This window comes from Hyalangium minutum (assembly GCF_000737315.1).
Classification (GTDB): domain Bacteria; phylum Myxococcota; class Myxococcia; order Myxococcales; family Myxococcaceae; genus Hyalangium; species Hyalangium minutum.
The window spans coordinates 1,110,209-1,127,201 of sequence record NZ_JMCB01000003.1 but is presented as its reverse complement, the minus strand read 5'-3'; the positions used below and the strand labels follow the sequence as shown (position 1 = coordinate 1,127,201).

General features: G+C 67.2%; 14 protein-coding genes. 10 read left to right on the top strand and 4 right to left on the bottom strand.

Features of this window, described 5'->3' with window-relative positions; genetic code table 11:
* Positions 1-93: 93 nt before the first annotated feature.
* The gene (locus DB31_RS11145) at positions 94-2,583 is read left to right on the top strand and encodes an NUDIX domain-containing protein (protein WP_044186017.1); all 2,490 of its coding nucleotides are present in this window, start codon (positions 94-96) and stop codon (positions 2,581-2,583) included.
* 18 nt (positions 2,584-2,601) lie between these two features.
* Here DB31_RS11145 and DB31_RS11140 read toward each other — a convergent pair whose 3' ends face one another.
* Both DB31_RS11140 and DB31_RS11135 read right to left on the bottom strand, forming a co-directional pair.
* Positions 2,602-5,670 (bottom strand): ATP-binding protein, encoded by a 3,069-nt coding sequence (locus DB31_RS11140; RefSeq protein WP_044186016.1) that lies wholly within the window; start codon positions 5,668-5,670, stop codon positions 2,602-2,604.
* A gap of 117 nt (positions 5,671-5,787) precedes the next feature.
* Positions 5,788-6,348 carry a hypothetical protein gene (locus DB31_RS11135; RefSeq protein ID WP_044186015.1) on the bottom strand — a complete coding sequence of 187 codons (561 nt, stop codon included), beginning with the start codon at positions 6,346-6,348 and terminating at the stop codon, positions 5,788-5,790.
* Positions 6,349-6,492: 144 nt separating this feature from the next.
* Here DB31_RS11135 and DB31_RS11130 point away from each other — a divergent pair, with 144 nt between their 5' ends.
* A complete protein-coding gene (locus tag DB31_RS11130; RefSeq protein WP_044186014.1) occupies positions 6,493-7,518 on the top strand; it encodes an aldo/keto reductase in 1,026 nt (341 codons plus the stop codon).
* Between the two features lie 387 nt (positions 7,519-7,905).
* Here the strand turns inward: DB31_RS11130 and DB31_RS11125 are convergent, their stop codons facing one another.
* The gene (locus tag DB31_RS11125; protein WP_044186013.1) at positions 7,906-8,820 is read right to left on the bottom strand and encodes a LysR family transcriptional regulator; all 915 of its coding nucleotides are present in this window, start codon (positions 8,818-8,820) and stop codon (positions 7,906-7,908) included.
* Positions 8,821-8,907: 87 nt separating this feature from the next.
* Between DB31_RS11125 and DB31_RS11120 the strand changes: the two genes are divergently transcribed.
* The 4 genes from DB31_RS11120 (at position 8,908) to DB31_RS51225 (ending at position 12,849) form a co-directional block, all read left to right on the top strand.
* Positions 8,908-9,741: an oxidoreductase gene (locus DB31_RS11120; RefSeq protein ID WP_044186012.1), complete on the top strand. Its 834-nt coding sequence runs from the start codon at positions 8,908-8,910 to the stop codon at positions 9,739-9,741.
* A gap of 197 nt (positions 9,742-9,938) precedes the next feature.
* On the top strand, positions 9,939-10,421 hold the full coding sequence (locus DB31_RS11115) for an RDD family protein (protein WP_240486630.1): 483 nt from the start codon (positions 9,939-9,941) through the stop codon (positions 10,419-10,421).
* Between the two features lie 207 nt (positions 10,422-10,628).
* Positions 10,629-11,099 carry a hypothetical protein gene (locus DB31_RS11110; RefSeq protein WP_240486629.1) on the top strand — a complete coding sequence of 157 codons (471 nt, stop codon included), beginning with the start codon at positions 10,629-10,631 and terminating at the stop codon, positions 11,097-11,099.
* A 4-nt stretch (positions 11,100-11,103) separates the two neighbouring features.
* Positions 11,104-12,849 (top strand): type IV pilus twitching motility protein PilT, encoded by a 1,746-nt coding sequence (locus DB31_RS51225; protein ID WP_044186009.1) that lies wholly within the window; start codon positions 11,104-11,106, stop codon positions 12,847-12,849.
* A 129-nt stretch (positions 12,850-12,978) separates the two neighbouring features.
* Here the strand turns inward: DB31_RS51225 and DB31_RS48720 are convergent, their stop codons facing one another.
* A complete protein-coding gene (locus tag DB31_RS48720; protein ID WP_205628488.1) occupies positions 12,979-13,134 on the bottom strand; it encodes a thiamine biosynthesis protein ThiJ in 156 nt (51 codons plus the stop codon).
* A 125-nt stretch (positions 13,135-13,259) separates the two neighbouring features.
* Between DB31_RS48720 and DB31_RS44700 the strand changes: the two genes are divergently transcribed.
* Genes DB31_RS44700 through zwf form a run of 4 tightly spaced genes read left to right on the top strand, consistent with a single transcriptional unit; the run spans position 13,260 to position 16,966 of the window.
* Positions 13,260-14,036 carry a cupin domain-containing protein gene (locus DB31_RS44700; protein ID WP_052419870.1) on the top strand — a complete coding sequence of 259 codons (777 nt, stop codon included), beginning with the start codon at positions 13,260-13,262 and terminating at the stop codon, positions 14,034-14,036.
* Positions 14,037-14,085: 49 nt separating this feature from the next.
* Complete coding sequence (locus DB31_RS11095) at positions 14,086-14,652, top strand: type 1 glutamine amidotransferase domain-containing protein (RefSeq protein WP_044186008.1); 567 nt, start codon at positions 14,086-14,088, stop codon at positions 14,650-14,652.
* 21 nt (positions 14,653-14,673) lie between these two features.
* Positions 14,674-15,423, top strand: a complete 750-nt coding sequence (locus DB31_RS11090; protein WP_044186007.1) for an HAD family hydrolase — start codon at positions 14,674-14,676, stop codon at positions 15,421-15,423.
* Between the two features lie 46 nt (positions 15,424-15,469).
* Complete coding sequence (zwf, locus tag DB31_RS11085; protein WP_044186006.1) at positions 15,470-16,966, top strand: glucose-6-phosphate dehydrogenase; 1,497 nt, start codon at positions 15,470-15,472, stop codon at positions 16,964-16,966.
* The last annotated feature ends 27 nt before the right edge of the window (positions 16,967-16,993 follow it).

Here is a 16,993-nt window from a genome sequence, read left to right as displayed (position 1 = left end):
GCGCTGAGAGGCTCTGCTGTCGCCCACTCCCCCAACAGGGCTCCCGTCCTTCCTATACGGGACGGCGAACTCTGACGAGGTAGTCTCCAGGACATGGCGATGTCCCCTGGCGTGACGCTGGTTCCTGGCCACCGTGTTCGGTGGGAGGAGGGCCGTCTTCGCGTCGAGGCCGATGACGATCGCAGCCGCCTCCGCGCCGCGCTGGAGCGTCACCTCGTGGTGGGGGAGGGCGGTGACACGCTCGTCTTCGGCGGCCAGGTTCGCGCCCGGTTCAGCTCTCCCGGGGATGTGGAGGCGCTCACGGCTTTCGAGGCGCGCTTCCTGGCCGACAACAATGTGCCGATGACGCTCCCCACGGGCGCGCCACTGTTCTCTCCCCGCACGGATCTCCACACGCACTTCGCTGGCGCTCTTCCTGGACGAGTCCTGGTCGAGCTGGCCGCGGCCGAGGAGGGCGTCAACGTGCCTCGGAGTGTGCTGGTGGAGGCTGGCATCGATGCCCGGCAGGATGTCCCCGCGGCGTTGCTCGATGGATCGGCGCGCGAGCGGCTCGCTCGCAGCCTCGATGTTCCCCTCGACCGGCAGATCACGTTCCGGGACATGGAGCGCCTCTACGCGCGCCGAAGTCCGTTCACCAAGCATCCCAGGCTCTTCGTCCCGCAGCTGCACGCCATCTGCCGGGAACTTGCCGCTGCGGGCGTCGCTTATGCCGAGCTTTCGCTCTCCTCGGCGGTGGAGCCCGAGGTGCTCTCCGCGCTCCATGCCTCGCTCGACGAGTTGGAGGCGTCCAGCGGTGTCCGCCTCCGCTTCCTCGCGGCCTTGTCGCGGCATGACGATCTCGAGTGGGATCTCGATGTGCTCGATCGCCTCGAGCAGTGCCTGCCGAGCCGGGCCGTCGTGGGCGTGGACGTCATGGGCCACGAGACCTGCTCCACGCGGGCCTTCCTCCCGGTGCTGGAGCGTGCCGCGGCGCTCGGGAGAGCGCGGCCTGGCTTCGTCGTTCGCGTGCATGCAGGAGAGAACCCTGCGTTTCCCGAGAACGTCCGTGAGGCCGTACGCGCGTTGTTACCCTTTCCAGGCGTCGAGCTCCGCATTGGCCACGGCCTGTACGGCGTCGATGACGACACCCTGGCGGCCATGGCCCACAACGCGGATCGGTTGGTGGTGGAGTTCAACCTCACCTCCAACCTCGCGCTGAACAACATCCAGACCACGCTCCAGGTCCCGCTTCGCCGCTATGTGGATGCGGGGGTGGCAGTGGTCCTCGGCAGTGACGGGGCAGGGCTCTATGGCACCTCGGCCGCCGACGAGGTCCGCGCTGCGATCGCCTGCGGTCTCGATGAAGACCGGCTCGCCCGGATCCGCCTCACGGAAGAAGCGCTGCTGGCGGTGAAGCAGGAGCGGGAGCGTGCTCTGCCTCCACTGAGAAACTGGAGCTCCCCTCCGCCCGAGCCACGGCGGCACTTCACGCCTGCCCGTGCCGCGGAGATCGCCGCGCAGCGAGGAGCAGTGCGAGCGGCCCAGGACCAGCGATTGTGCGAGCTCGGCGCCACCGTCACTGAAGAGACGCCTGCTGTGAATGGCCGCCCATTACTGTGGCTCGCGGGAGCCTGGCGTCACGCGTTCGCCGCATGGTCTCCCGAAGAGATTCAGCACGCCACCACTGTCCTCGGCGAGGTCCTCCGAGGTCTCGCGAAGCGCGGGGGCATCCTCCTGACCGGGGGGACATGCCACGGCATGGAAGGACTGAGCCACGGTCTCGCCGTGCAGGCGGGAGTCGAGGTGCTTGGCGCCATCGTGGAAGAGACGCTCGCGGAGGATCTCGACGGGCGTGTCCAGCGGTTCTGGCGTTGCGCGCGATCCTTGTACGAGAAGGCCGCACCCGTGGTGCGCCTGGTGCGAGACGCCCAGGGTCTCGGGCTCTTTCTGGGAGGCGGACTGATTGTCGCGGACGAGCAGCAGGCCGCCTACAACATCCGCGCCCGGCATGTGTACCTGTCCGGGCTGCGAGGCGCCGCCGTGGACGCCGCGCGAGCCAGCAAGCACGTCCGCTTCGTCGATAGGGCCGCGGAGGTTCTGGAGGCACTCGATGACCAGCGCCCCTGGGGCCAGCTCCGCCATCCAGGGCCCAACGACGCCGCAGATATCGTCGTGGTCCGGCGCGGTGCCCAGGGCGATGACGAGCTGCTCCTCATCCGGCGCCATGACGACAGCGGTGCCGCCGCGGGACGCATGTCCCTGCCCGGAGGTTTCGTCCGCCCCGGTGAGTCACCCCGAGACGCCGCCGTCCGAGAGCTCCTCGAAGAGACCGGTGTGAGGGTGCCCGCATCTGTGCTCGTGCCTGTCTGCGTCGTGGCGGGCGGGGGCCGTGACCCTCGCGACACCGAGGAGCGGTGGGTGCGCAGCCACGTCTTCGCCACACGCATCGCTGGGGTGGCACCGGATGACACCGCCGGAAGTCTCGTCCTCGGAGGTTCGGATGCCGCGGCCGCGCTCTTCGTGTCCGTCGAGCGGCGGCCCTCGCTGGCCTTCGACCACGACACGCTCGTCGCCCGGGCCATCGAGGTGCTCTCCACCCAGTAGCGGCGGCGCCCGGGGCTTCTACGCCTGGGCCTCCCGCCAGCGCTCCAACAGCCGGAGGGCACCGCGCAGGTCGGACGAGGTCTCCGCCGCCGGAGCAGTCCGCGCCCGCTCCAGCCGCTGCTGAAGCGCCTGCTCCGCCTGCCATGCCTCCTCGGTGCCGGGGGGCGCGGCACGGAGTTCCGCTACCTCGACGGTGGCGCGCAGCAAGGATGTGAGGGCGCGCAAGGCCGGCTCATTTCGGAGCTCCGGGGCGGCCTCCAACTCGTTGAAGTCCTGGCGCGCCACTGTCAGCGCCCCCGCCAGCGCATGAGCCGCCGCGTGGTACGCGGAGAACCGAAGGGCGTGAGAGCGCGACACGGGCTCCAGCACCGCCACGGCCGCGCTGAGCTGAGCCCGCGCAGGCTCCATGGTGCCCACGGCCAGCAAGGCCCGTCCCAACTCTCCCCGTGTCATTCCCTCCAGGAGGCGGATGCCGAGCTGCCGGCCCATCCGCTCGGCCGCGGCCAGGTGCTCGCAGGCCTCCGCGGCACGGTCTTCCCCGAGCAGGACGCAGCCCAGGTCCATCCGCGCGACGATGTGGCCCATGCGGTAGCCCGCGCTCAGGGACTTGGCCAGGCCTTCCTCCAGGTAGGGCACGGCCTCGGCGGTGCGCCCGGCCTCCCCAATGGCCAGGCCGCAGTTGACCAGGAACATGGCCTCGAACGTCGTGTCTCCCACGGCCCGGAACAGCTCCAGCGCGGCGCGCAGGTGGGGAATGGCCGCCTCTGCGCCTTGACGGCTCTGCTCCACGAGTCCCAGGTTCCCCAGCGCATAGGCCTCCAGCCACCGCCGGGTCCCCGATGGGATCGTCTGGGCCTCCTGGATGAGGCTCCATGCCGCGTCCATGTCGCCCTCGTGCCGGGCCACGATGGAGAGATCGACCAGGGCCTCCTTCTTCCACGCCATCGCCCCCAGGAGGTGGAAGGCGTCACGTGCCGCCTCCAGATCTCTCCGCGCGAAGGTGAGCTGTCCAGCCTCCAGGTGGGCGCGTCCCCGGACCGCCAGGGCCTCGGTGCGCAGCATGGGCTCGACGGGCACGGACTCGGCCAGCTCTAGTGCCAGCTCCAGTCGTGGGAGCAGCAGGCCCGCGGGCCCTCGCGCCGCCACGTCGGGCTCGAGCGCCACCAGGCCCAGGAGCGCCCGTGTGAGCGACTCGGCCGTGCCCGGCACCATCATGAGGCAGCTGTCACAGGCGGCCAGCAGGTTCTCTCGCTCCAGCGCCAGCGCTCGCAGTGCCTCCAGCCCGCCTCCGCCGCGGACCTGATCGCGCAGCCCGCGCGCCCGGGTGACGTAGTACTCCGCGTGCCGCGCCACGATGGATGCGTTCCCTCCTGTCTCAGCCAGCCGGGCGCAGGCGTACTCACGGATGCTCTCGTACATGCCCAGGCGCAGCTCGCCGTCGGTGCTCTCCGAGGCCGACAGCTTCAACAGCGACTTCGACCGGAGCGACTGCAGGGTGTCCAGGATGTCCCCGCCCCACGGGGGGAGCGCGAGCACCGCTTCGGCCGCCTCCATCGTGAAGCCGCCGCGGAACACGGAGCACTGGGCCAGCGCTTCTTGCTCGGAGGCCTCCAGCAGGTTCCAGGACCAGTCGATGGCACCCCGGAGCGTCGCTTGCCGGTGCGAGGCCTCGCGCAGGCCGCAGCTCAACAACTCGAAGCGGCGCGGCAGCCGGTTGCGGAGCTGCTGGATGCTCAAGAGGTTGGTGCGCGCGGCCGCCAGCTCAATGGCCAGCGCGATGCCGTCCAGCCGCCGCACGATGTCCGCCACCAGGGGAGCCTCCTGCTCCGTCAGCTCGAAGCTCCCGCGGACCGCGCGAGCCCGCTGGGCGAAGAGCTGCACGGCTTCGGACCGGGCCAGCTCCTCCAGGCGGACCTCGCCTTCCGCGGGCAGCTCCAGCGGTGCGAGGTCCAGCAGCTGCTCCCCGGGAAGCTGGAGAGCGTGGCGGGAGGTGACGAGGAACCGGGTGTGCGGCGCGAGCGACAGCCAGCGGCCCAGCGTGTGCGGCATGTGGTGGATGACCTGCTCCACATTGTCCAGCAGCACCAGCGATGCACCGCAGCCAGCCAGGGCGCGCCCCAGCCGCTCCGCCGGGCGGCTCGCGTCCCCATCCCGCGTGAGCGAGACGTCGAGCGCGCGAGCCAGGGCATGGCAGATGTCCTCCTCCGTGCGCGCCTCGGTGAGATCGCACCACCACACGCCTCCGTCCCACCGCCGCGCCTGGAGCTGGGTAGCGCCAAAGTGGGTGGCGAGCCGGGTCTTCCCCATGCCTCCCGGGCCCAGCAGGGTGATGAGGTGCACACCCTCTTCGAACCAGCGCCGCAAGCACGCGAGCTCCTGCTCCCGGCCGATGAGTGTGTCCACGGCGGTGGGCACATTGCCGCGCCGCTCCTCGGGGACGCGCAGACCCGCGAAGCGGCGGTCGGCCAGCGAGGAGGGCAGCACTTCCACCAGGGGCACGGGCAGGGTGATGCCCTTGAGCCGAAACTCGCCCAGCGGACGCACCGAGGGGCTCCCCAGCGCATCCAGGGTGCCCGCCACGTGCGCCAGGGCTGCTCCGCTAAGCAACACCTGTCCGCCGTGGCCCGCCTCCGCCACACGGGCCGTCAGGTTCACCACCGGGCCGAAGTAGTCCATCTGGCCGGTGCGGGGGTCGGGCCGGCACTCGGGCTCGCCTACATGCACGCCCATGCGTACCCGGAGGCCGCGGTGCAGCAGCCCGCGAGGCCCCATTCGCTCCAAGGCCAAGGGCTGGGCCAGCAGCTCCGCGGGCCAGGGCACGTGTAGCAGCGTCTCCTGCACGTCGAGGCACCACCGCAGGGCCTCGTCCACGGAGGGGAATGCGAGCATGAACGAGTCGCCCTGGGTCTTCACTTCGTAGCCCGAGGTGCGTCTGAGCCGCTCTCGCATGACTCGGTCGTGCAGCTCGAGCGCCTCGCGCATCGAGGTGCTGCACCGCTCCCACAACTGGGTGGAGCCCTCGATGTCCGTGAAGACGAGGGCGACCGTTCCAGTGGGGGCTGTCGCGGGAGAGCCGAGGGAGAGCATGGGGACGGATAGGGAAGAGGATGCGCCCTAACGCGTCTGAAGGCACTCGTGCATCAGGGCTGCAGGGCGAGGAATGTTCCGCCACCGAACAGGCCATGGCGCCAGAGGACACACTTCCTAGAAGCCCAAGCCGAACTGCCCGGAGCCTGACTGCGGCTGAGGCTCCGGACGAGGTTCCGCGGGAGCCGCACGGCGTACCTGCTCTGGCCGCCAGATGCCGTCGCGGGCCAGGGCGAAGCGCTCGCGCAGCTCGGGCCGGTAGTCCTCGGCCAGCGGCGAGAAGGGCGTGGCCTCGGGACACTCCAGCGGTTCGACAGCAAGGACTTCGTCGAACCACCAGCCGATGGTGCCGCGCCACCACGGCTCGCCCCCAAACGCACGCGAGTCGTTGCAGATGGTGGTGACCTCGGTCAGGCGTGCCACCGCGAAGATGCTCCGGGCGGGCAGGCCATCCTCCGCCGGCACGTACAGGCCGAGTCTCCGCTCCATGAAGGCCGCGCCCTCCACATCCCACGCACTGCCCGTCTGGAGGGCTACGTACCGTCCCAGCGCCTCGACAGGGGGGCGCAAGGCCTGGGGGCGGCCCTCATCCCGGGAGGTGAAGAACAGGACGCGGCAGCCGCGCTCGAGCACGGCCCAGGGCCAGGGACGGGGCAGGGTGAGCAGGTAGATGGACATGGCGCCTGCCCAACTCTAACCCAAGCCCGGCGATCCGCTCATGGCCCCCTTGGCGGCACAATCTGGTACAGGGGGGAGGGAGCCCGGCGGCCTTGGGACAGGCTGGAGCCGGGCGCGCCAAGGGCCGCCGCACGGAGGGGATCCATGGAGTACCGGAAGCTGGGGCACAGTGGGCTGAAGGTGTCGAGCCTGTGTCTGGGGACGATGACGTTTGGTGAGCCCGCCGAGGGCTCGATGATGCACGGGGTGGCGGCGGACCAGAAGACGTCCTTCGCGATCATGGACCGAGCGCTGGAGGCGGGTATCAACTTCTGGGACACGGCCAACGTCTATGGCAACGACGGGCTGACCGAGCGGGTGCTGGGTCAGTGGTTCGCCCAGTCCAAGCGGCGCGACGAGGTGGTGCTGGCCACCAAGTTCCGTTTCCGGATGGGCAAGGGCCCGAACGACACGGGCGCCTCGCGCTACCAGATCCGGTCCGCGGTGGAGGGCAGCCTGCGCCGGCTACAGACCGACCGCATCGATCTGTACCAGGTGCACATGCAGGACATCGACACGCCCGAGGAGGAGACGCTCCGGGCGCTGGAGGACCTGGTGCGCCAGGGGAAGGTGCTCTACATCGGCGCGAGCAACTACGCGGCGTACCGGCTGGTGGACAGCCTGTGGACGAGCAAGACACAGCACCTGTCTCGCTACGTGGCCTTGCAGGCCCAGTACAGCCTGGTGTCGCGCGAGCTGGAGCGAGAGCACGTGTCGGTGTGCGAGCAGTTCGGCCTGGGCATCCTGCCGTGGTCGCCGCTGGCCGGGGGCTTCCTGTCGGGCAAGTACCGCAAGGGCCAGCCGCCGCCGGACTCCTCGCGCTTGGCGAAGTGGAAGGACCGGCTGGCGGGGTTCGACACGCCTCGGAACTGGCGGACGCTGGAGGCGGTGGACGCAGTGGCTGCGGAGCTGAAGGCCTCGCCGTCTCAGGTGTCCCTGGCGTGGCTGCTGCGCAAGCGCGCCGTCACCTCGGTCATCTTCGGGGCGCGCACCGTGGAGCAGCTTGAGGACAACCTCAAGGCTGCCGAGCTGAAGCTGGATGACGCGCAGATGAAGCGGCTGGACGAGGCCAGCGCGCCGGAGCTGGGCTACCCCTACGACTTCATGCAGCGCATCCAAGGCCGATGGTAAACCGGCCACAGAAGCACCCCTTCATGCTGTCCCGAGTCATCTCCGCATCTGCGGCGGGGACAGTCGGAGGCGTGGTGGGGGGCGTGCTTGGATTCTGGGGAGGATCGTCCCTGGATAAGCAGCGTGCACACCCCTGGGGCGCGTCGGGAGATTTCCTGCGCATCGGGAACCTCACGACGGTGGCGACGGTCCTGGGATTCTTTGTGTGTGTATGGCTGATGGCTCTGGCAGTCCATCGGATGCAAGGGGGGCGTGGGGGGGCGTGGGGGGGAGGCGCTTGGACGCTGATAGGTGCTTTCGCGATGGTCGCCGTTTGCAAATGGCACACGGCCATCTATGCCCCGGCCTTGCTGCTGCCTCCCATCGCGACAGCCTTGGGGCTTGAGTTCATCGCGATGGATCGCGGTGGCTCTGGCGGCTCACCTTGAGGAAGTCGATGAGCGCCTTGAGCTTGGGCGCCACGTGCGTCCGGCTCGGGTAATAGAGGAAGAAGCCGGGCAGGGTGGGGCAGTAGGGCTCGAGCACGCGCACAAGGCGCTTCTCGGCCAGCAACTTCCGCACGCGATTTTCCGGGACGAAGGCGAGCCCCAGTCCGGACACCGCAGTGTCCACCCACAGCTCCGCATCATCGAGGACCACGCGGCCCTCGACCGCGACCTCGATGCGTCTTCCACCGTCCGTTAAGTCCCAACGGTAGAGGCCCCCGGTCGTCCTGCTGCGGTAGTTGATGCAGTCGTGATGGCGCAGGTCGCGGGGGTGCTTCGGCGTGCCGCGTGTCGCGAAGTAAGAAGGGGCGCCCACCACGGTCATGGGGATGTCGTCGCTCACCGGGATGGCGATCATCTCCCGCTCCATCCGCTCGCCAATGCGGATGCCCGCGTCGAAGCCCTGCTTGACGATGTCGACCAGCGCGTCGTCGAGCTGGATGTCCACCTGGATATCGGGATGGGCCGCGAGGAACGCGGCCAGGTGGGGGCCGAGAACCTCTTGGTAGCCGTAGCGCGGCAGCGTCAGACGCAGCAGTCCCGCGGGACGGTCGCGCAGCTCTCCCAGGGATTCGAACGCCTCCTGCACCCCCTTCATCGCGGGCTCGAGCCGTGCGAGGAACTGCCTGCCCGCCTCGGTGAGCCCAACACTGCGCGTGGTGCGCTGGAAGAGGCGCACGCCCACGCGCTTCTCGAGTGCCTGAAGCGTCTGGCTCACCGCGGAAGGGGTCACCCGGAGCTCCGTCGCCGCGGCGGTGAAGCTTCGCTTGCGCGCCACGGTGAGGAACGCCGTGAGGCCGGAGAGGTCGTCGTGCATTGCTTAGCGTAACTACAAAGCGCATTCAGAGACGACGTGTTTCGGAGCGAACGGGGCCTCTGTAGTTCTTGTTCCAGGGAGGCTGTCATGGACACACAGGGCAAGGTCTGGTTCGTCACGGGTTCGTCGTCGGGGTTCGGCCGCTGCATCGTGGAGGAAGTCATCGAGCGGGGAGGGTGCGTCGTCGCGACGGCCCGGAATCCACGCTCGCTGGAGGACTTGGTGGCGCGAGCACCGGAGCGCGTCCTCGCGGTCCGCCTCGATGTCACGAAACCCGAGGAGATTCGCGACGCCATCTCGTCAGCGGTGGAGCGCTTCGGTGGCATCGACGTTCTGGTGAACAACGCGGGCTACAGCGTGGTGGGCGCCGTGGAGGAGACGAGCGACGAGGAACTCAGGGCGGCGTTCGAGGCGCTGTTCTTCGGGGCGGTGGCAGTGACGCGCGCGGTGCTTCCCCTGATGCGGGAGCGTCGCTCGGGGACCATCGTCCAGGTGTCGAGCGTGGCTGGGCTCGTGACATACCCGGGCGTGGGAGCGTACAGCGCGGCCAAGCACGCCCTGGAGGGGTTGTCCGAGTCGCTCGCGAAAGAGGTCGAGCCCCATGGCGTGAGGGTGCTCATCGTCGAGCCGGGCATGTTCCGCACGAAGCTCCTGGGGCCTTCGTTCCGGCTGATGCCGGAGATAGAAGGGTACGCCGCGATGGTTGGACCGATGCGCGCCTACGCGAAGCAGTCCGACGGCCAGCAGCCGGGGGATCCTGCGAAGGCCGCGAAGGCCATCGTGGATGCGGTGGCCGCGAGTACCTCGACATTGCGCCTCCCCCTGGGACCCGATGCGCCCGCCGCAATCCGCGAGAAGCTCGCGCGGGTGAAGGAGGACGTGGACCGAACTGAGCAGCTCGCGCTCTCGACGGGGTTTTGAGTCGCGCGAGCCTCCGTCCCTATGGCCGTACTCCCTGGGGCTCTTGTGAGCTGGCTTCCTTTCCTGGTGAAGTGTCGGCAATGGAAGCCCCTGGTTCCTATAGCCCCCTGGGCGCGCTCTGTGCGCGTCATCCCTCCTTTCCGGCTCTCGCCACCTGCACCCGCTGCGGAAGCTATACCTGTAGAACCTGCTATCGCGTGGGCGCGGATGGCCAGGACTACTGCTCTGTGTGCGACCAGCGCACGCCGAATCTCGCGGAGCGGGGGGATCGCTTCGTGGCCAACCTGGTGGACAGTTTCATCCTCGTTCTTCCGTTCCTGGGGGCGGGAATTCTCGGGGCCATCCTCGTGCGCAATGGGGGCTCTGGGGGCTTCGCCTTCCTTCTGGGGGCACTCGGGACCCTGGGGGTGCTCGGCTATCAGATCACGCTGGCCCAGCGTGGCCAGAGCATCGGCAAGCGCATGCGAAACATCCGAGTGGTCCGCACCGATGGGAGCCCGGCCTCCCTGGGCCGGATCCTGCTGCTGCGCAACGGCATCCCTGCGGTCATCGGCAGCTTCTGCGGGATCTTCGGCCTCATCGATGCGCTGATGATCTTCGGTGACGAGCGGCGCTGCATCCACGACATGCTGGCGGATACCAAGGTCGTCCAGGGCAGCCCTGACAGCTGGAACGGCTGAGGCCATGCCTCACGGCATCGTGGGACCCGGCCGATCTGCCCAAAAGTACCTGCCGGGGGCCATGGGGTGAAGGGGCTGAGCGCTCGTGGCCTTGCGGGTTGGCAAGCAATCGATAGGATTCGCTCCGGATTCTGGCGCTACGTGGCGCGGGACCTACGGCCATTCACCCGAGCAGTGGGTGAGGCCCAGTGTGAGGAGGCAGTTTCCTTGGAAGAATTTCGAGTTCCCAAGCAGCCCATCATCGCCCAGGTGATCCTCCCGGGCGGTGAGGCGCGAGAAGTGTCAGTCTTCCTCACGACGGGGGTCCCGCACTACAGCGAGACCGAGCGGCTGTCGGATCTGCTCAACAGCGAGTCGCGGTTCATTCCCGCTCAGGACGTGGCAACGGGGAGGGTCACCTTCCTCAACAGCGTCGCCATCGCGGTAGCCCGGACCGACGTCGAGCACGAGCTCCGCGAGGAGGACAGGCTCACCATCATGACCGAGCATGAGGTAGAGATCCGGCTGGTGGATGGACAGCGGCTGCAGGGGCTCATCGTCTATATGCAGCCCGAGGGCCGCACCCGGCTCAATGACTTCCTCAACGATGCCCCCCAGTTCATCCGCCTCATCCAGGACAAGCGCGTAGCGCTCGTCAATAAGCGTCACGTCGCATACGTGGAACCCCTCGCCCGCTGAGATCATGGCCAGAATTGATTACATCATCGAAAAGTTGCTCAAGGACTCTGGTCTGGAAATCGTCATGGAGACCGGCAATGGTGTGAGCATTCGCACCACGACCGGGCTGCTGCCAGTCCTGAAGCAACAGCTCACGACCCAGCAGATCATCGGGGCGGTCGCGGAACTGGTACCTTCGGATCAGCGCGCGTCCTTTCCGGCCGGGGGGATCACCCTGTTTCCCTATTCCTCGCCTGCGGGCGCGGTGCAGGTGAAGTTCGAGCTGGAGAAGGACCGTGCCCGGGTGTCGATGGTGCCCTTCGCCCCCCATGCCATGTACGGCACGATCGATCTGGAGGAGGACAATCTCCAGCTCGCCCCGGTGGCGCCCGCGCCGAGCGCGCCCAGCACGCGTCCCACGCTTGCTCCTGCCGCTCCTGCCGCTCCTTCGGCGCCCGTAGTGGCGCCTCGCTCCGCTGCCACAGGCCGCAATTCGCAGCCGGCCATTCCGGTGCTCTCCTCGCAGGGGGCCTCCAGCGTCCCGGCGCCGGCGGCGGCGCCGGCGGCTCCTCCGCCTCCGGATCCCCCCCCGCCTGCTCCCGCCCCCGCTGTCTCCTTGGGCCTGGTCGAGGGAGACCAGGAACAGGACGAGGCGAGGGCGCAGATGAATTCCCTCTTGGAGACGATGCTGGCCCGCCGGGCCTCGGACCTCCATATGTCCAGCGATACGGTGCCGCACATGCGCATCGATGGCGACATGGTGCCGCTGCCGGAGTACGGCCCGCTGACTTCCGCGCGCCTCAAGGCGATGGTTTTCAGCATTGCTCCCAACAAGAACAAGGAGCAGTGGGAGAAGAAGCGCGATACCGACTTTGCCTATGAGCTGCCGGCCGCGCGCTTCCGCGTCAACGTCTTCGCGGATCGGAAGGGCATTGGCTCTGTGATGCGGCAGATCCCCAACACCATCCGCAGCGCGGAGGAGATGGGCCTGTCCAAGCAGATCCTGGACTTGTGTTTCCTCACGAAGGGGCTGGTGCTCGTCACCGGCCCCACGGGCTCGGGCAAGTCGACCACGCTGGCGTCGATGGTCGACTACATCAACCGGTTCCGCGAGGATCACATCATCACCATCGAGGACCCCATCGAGTTCGTTCACCCGAACAAGAAGTGCTTGGTGAACCAGCGGGAGATCGGCGTCCACACGGACTCCTTCAAGGACGCGCTGCGCGCGGCGCTTCGCGAGGATCCGGACGTGGTGCTGGTGGGTGAAATGCGAGACCTGGAGACCATCGCCATCGCCATCGAGACGGCGGAGACGGGGCACTTGGTGTTCGGGACGCTGCACACGAACACGGCGGCCTCCACGGTGGACCGCATCATCGACCAGTTTCCAGCGGACCGTCAGTCGCAGATTCGCATGATGTTGTCCGAGTCACTCAAGGGCGTCATCTCGCAGACGCTGTGCAAGAAAATTGGCGGTGGGCGCGTGGCGGCCCAAGAGGTGCTGCTGTGCACCAGCTCGGTGTCGAACCTGATCCGCGAGGGCAAGACATTCCAGATCCCCTCGGTGATGCAGACCGGGCGCGGGGCAGGAATGATGATGCTCAACGACGCGCTGCTGGAGCTGGTCAAGAAGAAGCTGGTGGTCCCGACCGAGGCGCTCAACAAATCCGTGGCACGCAATGAGATGCGGAGCATGCTGGAGCGCGCGGGCTTCAAAGTGGAGACTCCGGGGGAGGCTGCTGCTTCCCCCCCTCCCGCCCAGAAGTGAGCTCGCTCACGCCGCACGATGAACATCATTCGAGCCATGGGTTGCTCCTCCTGAGGGGTGGCTTGGCGGAAAGGCAGGCGATGTCCAGGTCCCCTGCCTGCCCTTCCTCCGGGCGATTGATTTGAATCGTCAGCGCTCCTGAAGGGCGGTGAGCACCTCGCGCGCGGCGGCGACGGACGAGGCGGGGTTCTGCCCCGTCACCAGCCGGCCATCCCGCACCGCGAAGCTGCCCCTTTCGTGGCATCCCTCGCGGGACTCCTTCGTAGAGAGTGGGCTCGTGGGCAATGTGACGACCTCAGTCCTGTGGTCTCCACGCCCGGCTGCTCTCAACGAACATCCAACCTGTCCGTCACAACGTTCCGCACGCGGCTCCATAGAAATGGCAGCGGAATTGGACAGGAGCCAAACCCATGCAGGAGCTGAACCAGGAACTACACGACGAGGGTAGGGGGACGCGAACTGCTTTTGATGTGTCCGAGGTGTCAGCGGAGGATGTCTTTGCATTCTCCGAGGAGCTCGCGGGCGGACAGCTCATCCGCTTCGAGGATTTCACCAAGGACGCCTATCTCGACGCCCTCATCGAGAAGCCATGGGGGTATGAACACAGAGTTTATGCCGACATGTTGATCGATGTGTGGAAGCTGATGCTGGCTCCTCGTCAATCCACGTCCATGCATTGTCATCCCCGCAAGGAGACCGTGCTGATGTGCTTGGGCGGGAGCCTGCAGATCAACTTCCTGAGCCACTCCATCCGCGTCGAGACGGGCCAATACGCACGCATCCCCAAGGGCGTGTTCCACTCCACCGACAACGTGGGGCCCTGGGAAGCCCATTTGGTCGAAGTGGAAACACCGAGAAACAAGTTCGACCTGATCCGCAAGCAAGACCGCTATGGGCGGCAAGGCCAGCAGTATGAGTCCAGAAATAGCGCCCAGGACATTGCCCCTTTGCTCGAGGACCCCACCCAGCCTTACTCCAAGATCCGCGAGCAGGATCTCCAAGGCTTGTTCCGGTTCGATGTCCTGACCGGCCTTCGGATCAAGCACAGCCGGCGGCTTCCCGACTTCGCGGTGTCACTGTCGGCTGCTGGGGCCCTCGGGCAGAGGGTTGCCATCTTCAAGAGCAGTGAGGCCCGGTTCTCTCAACTCGAGTCCATCGAGCGCTATCTGGCGATCACCCGCATCTGACACGTGCCGCAGTCACCACCTCAACCCACCATCAAACAGGAGCACCACCATGTTCAACGCTGTCATCATCACCGGCCCCGGCTTCCAGGATCACGACGTCGTCTACACCTACTACCGCCTGAAGGAGGAGGGCTACAACGTCGACATCGCCACCAAGGAGGGCAAGCCTGTCATTGGCAAGTACAACGTCCCGCTGCCCATGGACAAGACGGCCAAGCCCAACATGCCGTTCTCGGCCCTGTCCGTAGATCGCTACGACGTGGTCATCCTCACTGGCGGCCATGAAGCCCCGGAGCGGGTCCGCCAGGACAAGACGGTGCTGGCCTTCGTCAAGGCGATGGATGAGGCGGGGAAGATCGTCGCGGGGCTGTGTCACGGCCCGTGGATCATGATCTCCGCGAAGGTGCTCAAGGGCCGGAAGGTGTGCTCGTACGTTGGCATCGTCGATGACATGATCAACAGCGGCGCCGATGTGGTCGACGCGGAAGTCATTGTCGACGGCAACATCATCACCTGCTCCTACTACGGGTACGTGGGCAAGTTCATGAGGGCTGTGTTCGCGGCGGTCGAGGCCAACGCGGCCCGGAATCCGTCCTCGTCCACCATTGCTGCGTGAGCTTGAAAGGGAAGGCCCCACATGCGCCCCAAGAAAGTCCTGGCATTGGACTTCGATGGACTGCTGGTCGATGGTCTCAACGAGTGCGTTCTGGTGAGCTGGAACGCCCACTACAGCAAGAGCCTCGAGCACTTCAGCGATGAGGGCCTTGCCCAGATTCCCTCGAGCTTCATCGAGAGGTTCAAGAACCACCGCAGCTTCACCAAGCACCTGGGGCATTTCTTCATGCCCTTCCAGAGCGACGCGGGCTTCTTCGAGAGCCAGGCGGAGTTCGACGCGGCCTACGGAGCCCTGGATCCACGCCAGGTCGAGCGCTTCGTTGGCCGCGTCACCGAGTACCGGGGCGCCGCGCGGCAAGCCTTCCGCGCTCGCTGGCTGGCCTACCACCAGTTCTACCCGGGGCTGGAGTACATGCTGCGGACCTCCCTGTTGCCGGTGTGCATCGTCACCGCCAAGGACAGCGGCTCGGTCCAGGAGTTGTTGCAACACGCCGGCCTGCGTCTCCCGGATGAGCGGATCCACGGCGAGTGCAGGGACAAGGTGCGCGTGCTGAGGGCGATCAGCGAATCCTTTGCTGTTTCTCCCGATGACGTCTGGTTCTTCGACGACAACGTGTTGAATGCCAAGGACGCCCTCGGCGCTGGGTTCCGGGCGCACTGGGCCGTCTGGGGCTATCACGCGCCGGAGCACTTCGCGATTGCGGAGGCGGCTGGGCTGCCTGCGGTCGAGCTCGAGGACTTGATCGTCCTCCCTAGACAACTTCAACGGTGAAGTCATGGCGCAGATAGCAATCGCAAACACAGAAGAGCGCCTCTCGATGGGAACTGCGGGTGAGGCCATTCCCGAGCCCTGCGTCTTCGTCCTCTTTGGCGCCTCGGGCGATCTCGCCCACCGCAAGCTCCTGCCCGCGCTCTTCCGCCTCTTCGAGCGCGGCCTGCTGCCCGAAGGTTTCACGCTGGTGGGAGCCTCGCTCGCGGCGATGGACCGCGAGGGCTTCCGCACCAGCGTGCTCCAGGGCCTGGAGCAGGCGGTAGGGGAGGTGGATCCGATCGAGTGGCAGGCCTTCGCCCGGAAGCTTGATTACGTGACGATGGATCTCTCCCGGGGAGAGGACTACACGCGGCTGGCCGAGCGGCTGGCCCAGGTGGATCGGGAGCGGAATACCCGGGGCAACCGTCTCTTTTATCTCTCGGTGGCGCCGTCCCTGTTCGGCACGGTGGTGGACCACCTGGGCACCGCGGGGCTGTCTCGGGCTCGGGGCGGCAGCTGGGCGCGCATCATCGTCGAGAAGCCCTTTGGCATCGATCTCGACAGCGCGCGGACGCTCAACACGAGGCTCCACCGCCACTTCGAGGAGCCCAGCATCTTTCGCATGGATCACTACCTGGGGAAGGAGATGGTTCAGAACCTGCTGGTGCTCCGCTTCGCCAATGGGCTCTTTGAGCCTCTGTGGAGCCGCCGGCACATCGACCACGTGCAGATCACTCATGCGGAGACACTCGGGGTGGAGAGCCGCGGCGGGTACTACGAACAGTCGGGCGCGGTGCGGGACATGATCCAGGGGCACGTCTTCCAGGTGCTCTCGCTGCTGGCCATGGAGCCGCCCGAGAACTTCTCTCCCGAGGCCGTGCGCTCCGCCAAGGTGGAGTTCTTGCAGCGGGCACGCGCCTTCACGCCCGAGCGCATCCGCTCGGAGTGCATCCGGGGACAGTACGGCGCGGGGGCACTGGGCGGAGTCCGAGTCCCGGGTTACCGCGAGGAGCCGGGCGTGGCTCCCGACTCCGGAGTGGAGACCTATGCCCTACTGACAATGCGCTTCGACAGCGTACGGTGGGCGGGAGTGCCCTTCTACGTGCGCTCCGGCAAGCGTCTCAAGGAACGGGTGACGGAGGTGGTGGTGCAATTCAAGCCTGGGCACTTCCGCTTCCCGGGGATGCAAGGGCAGGAGCAGTTGGGGGCCAACCGCTTGGTGATCCGCATCCAGCCCCACGAGGGCCTGGCGCTGCGCATCAACACCAAGATTCCCGGCCGCGGCCTGGGCATGCGCGAGGTGGATCTGAGCTTTCTTTACGCGCAGGCCTTCGAGGAGCGGCTACCCGAGGCCTACGAGCCCCTGCTGCTGGAGGGACTGCTGGGCATCTCCACGCTCTACACCCGCCGGGACATGGTGGAGCGGAGCTGGGAACTGGTCATGCCCGTGCTGGAGGCCTGGAGCGCGACGAAGGCCGGACCCAACTACGAGGCGGGGAGCTGGGGGCCCGAGGAGGCTCGGCAGCTGCTCGGGAGCCAAGGACGGAGTTGGAACCGCGAATGACGTCTGCCTGGAGAACAGCCGGGCAGG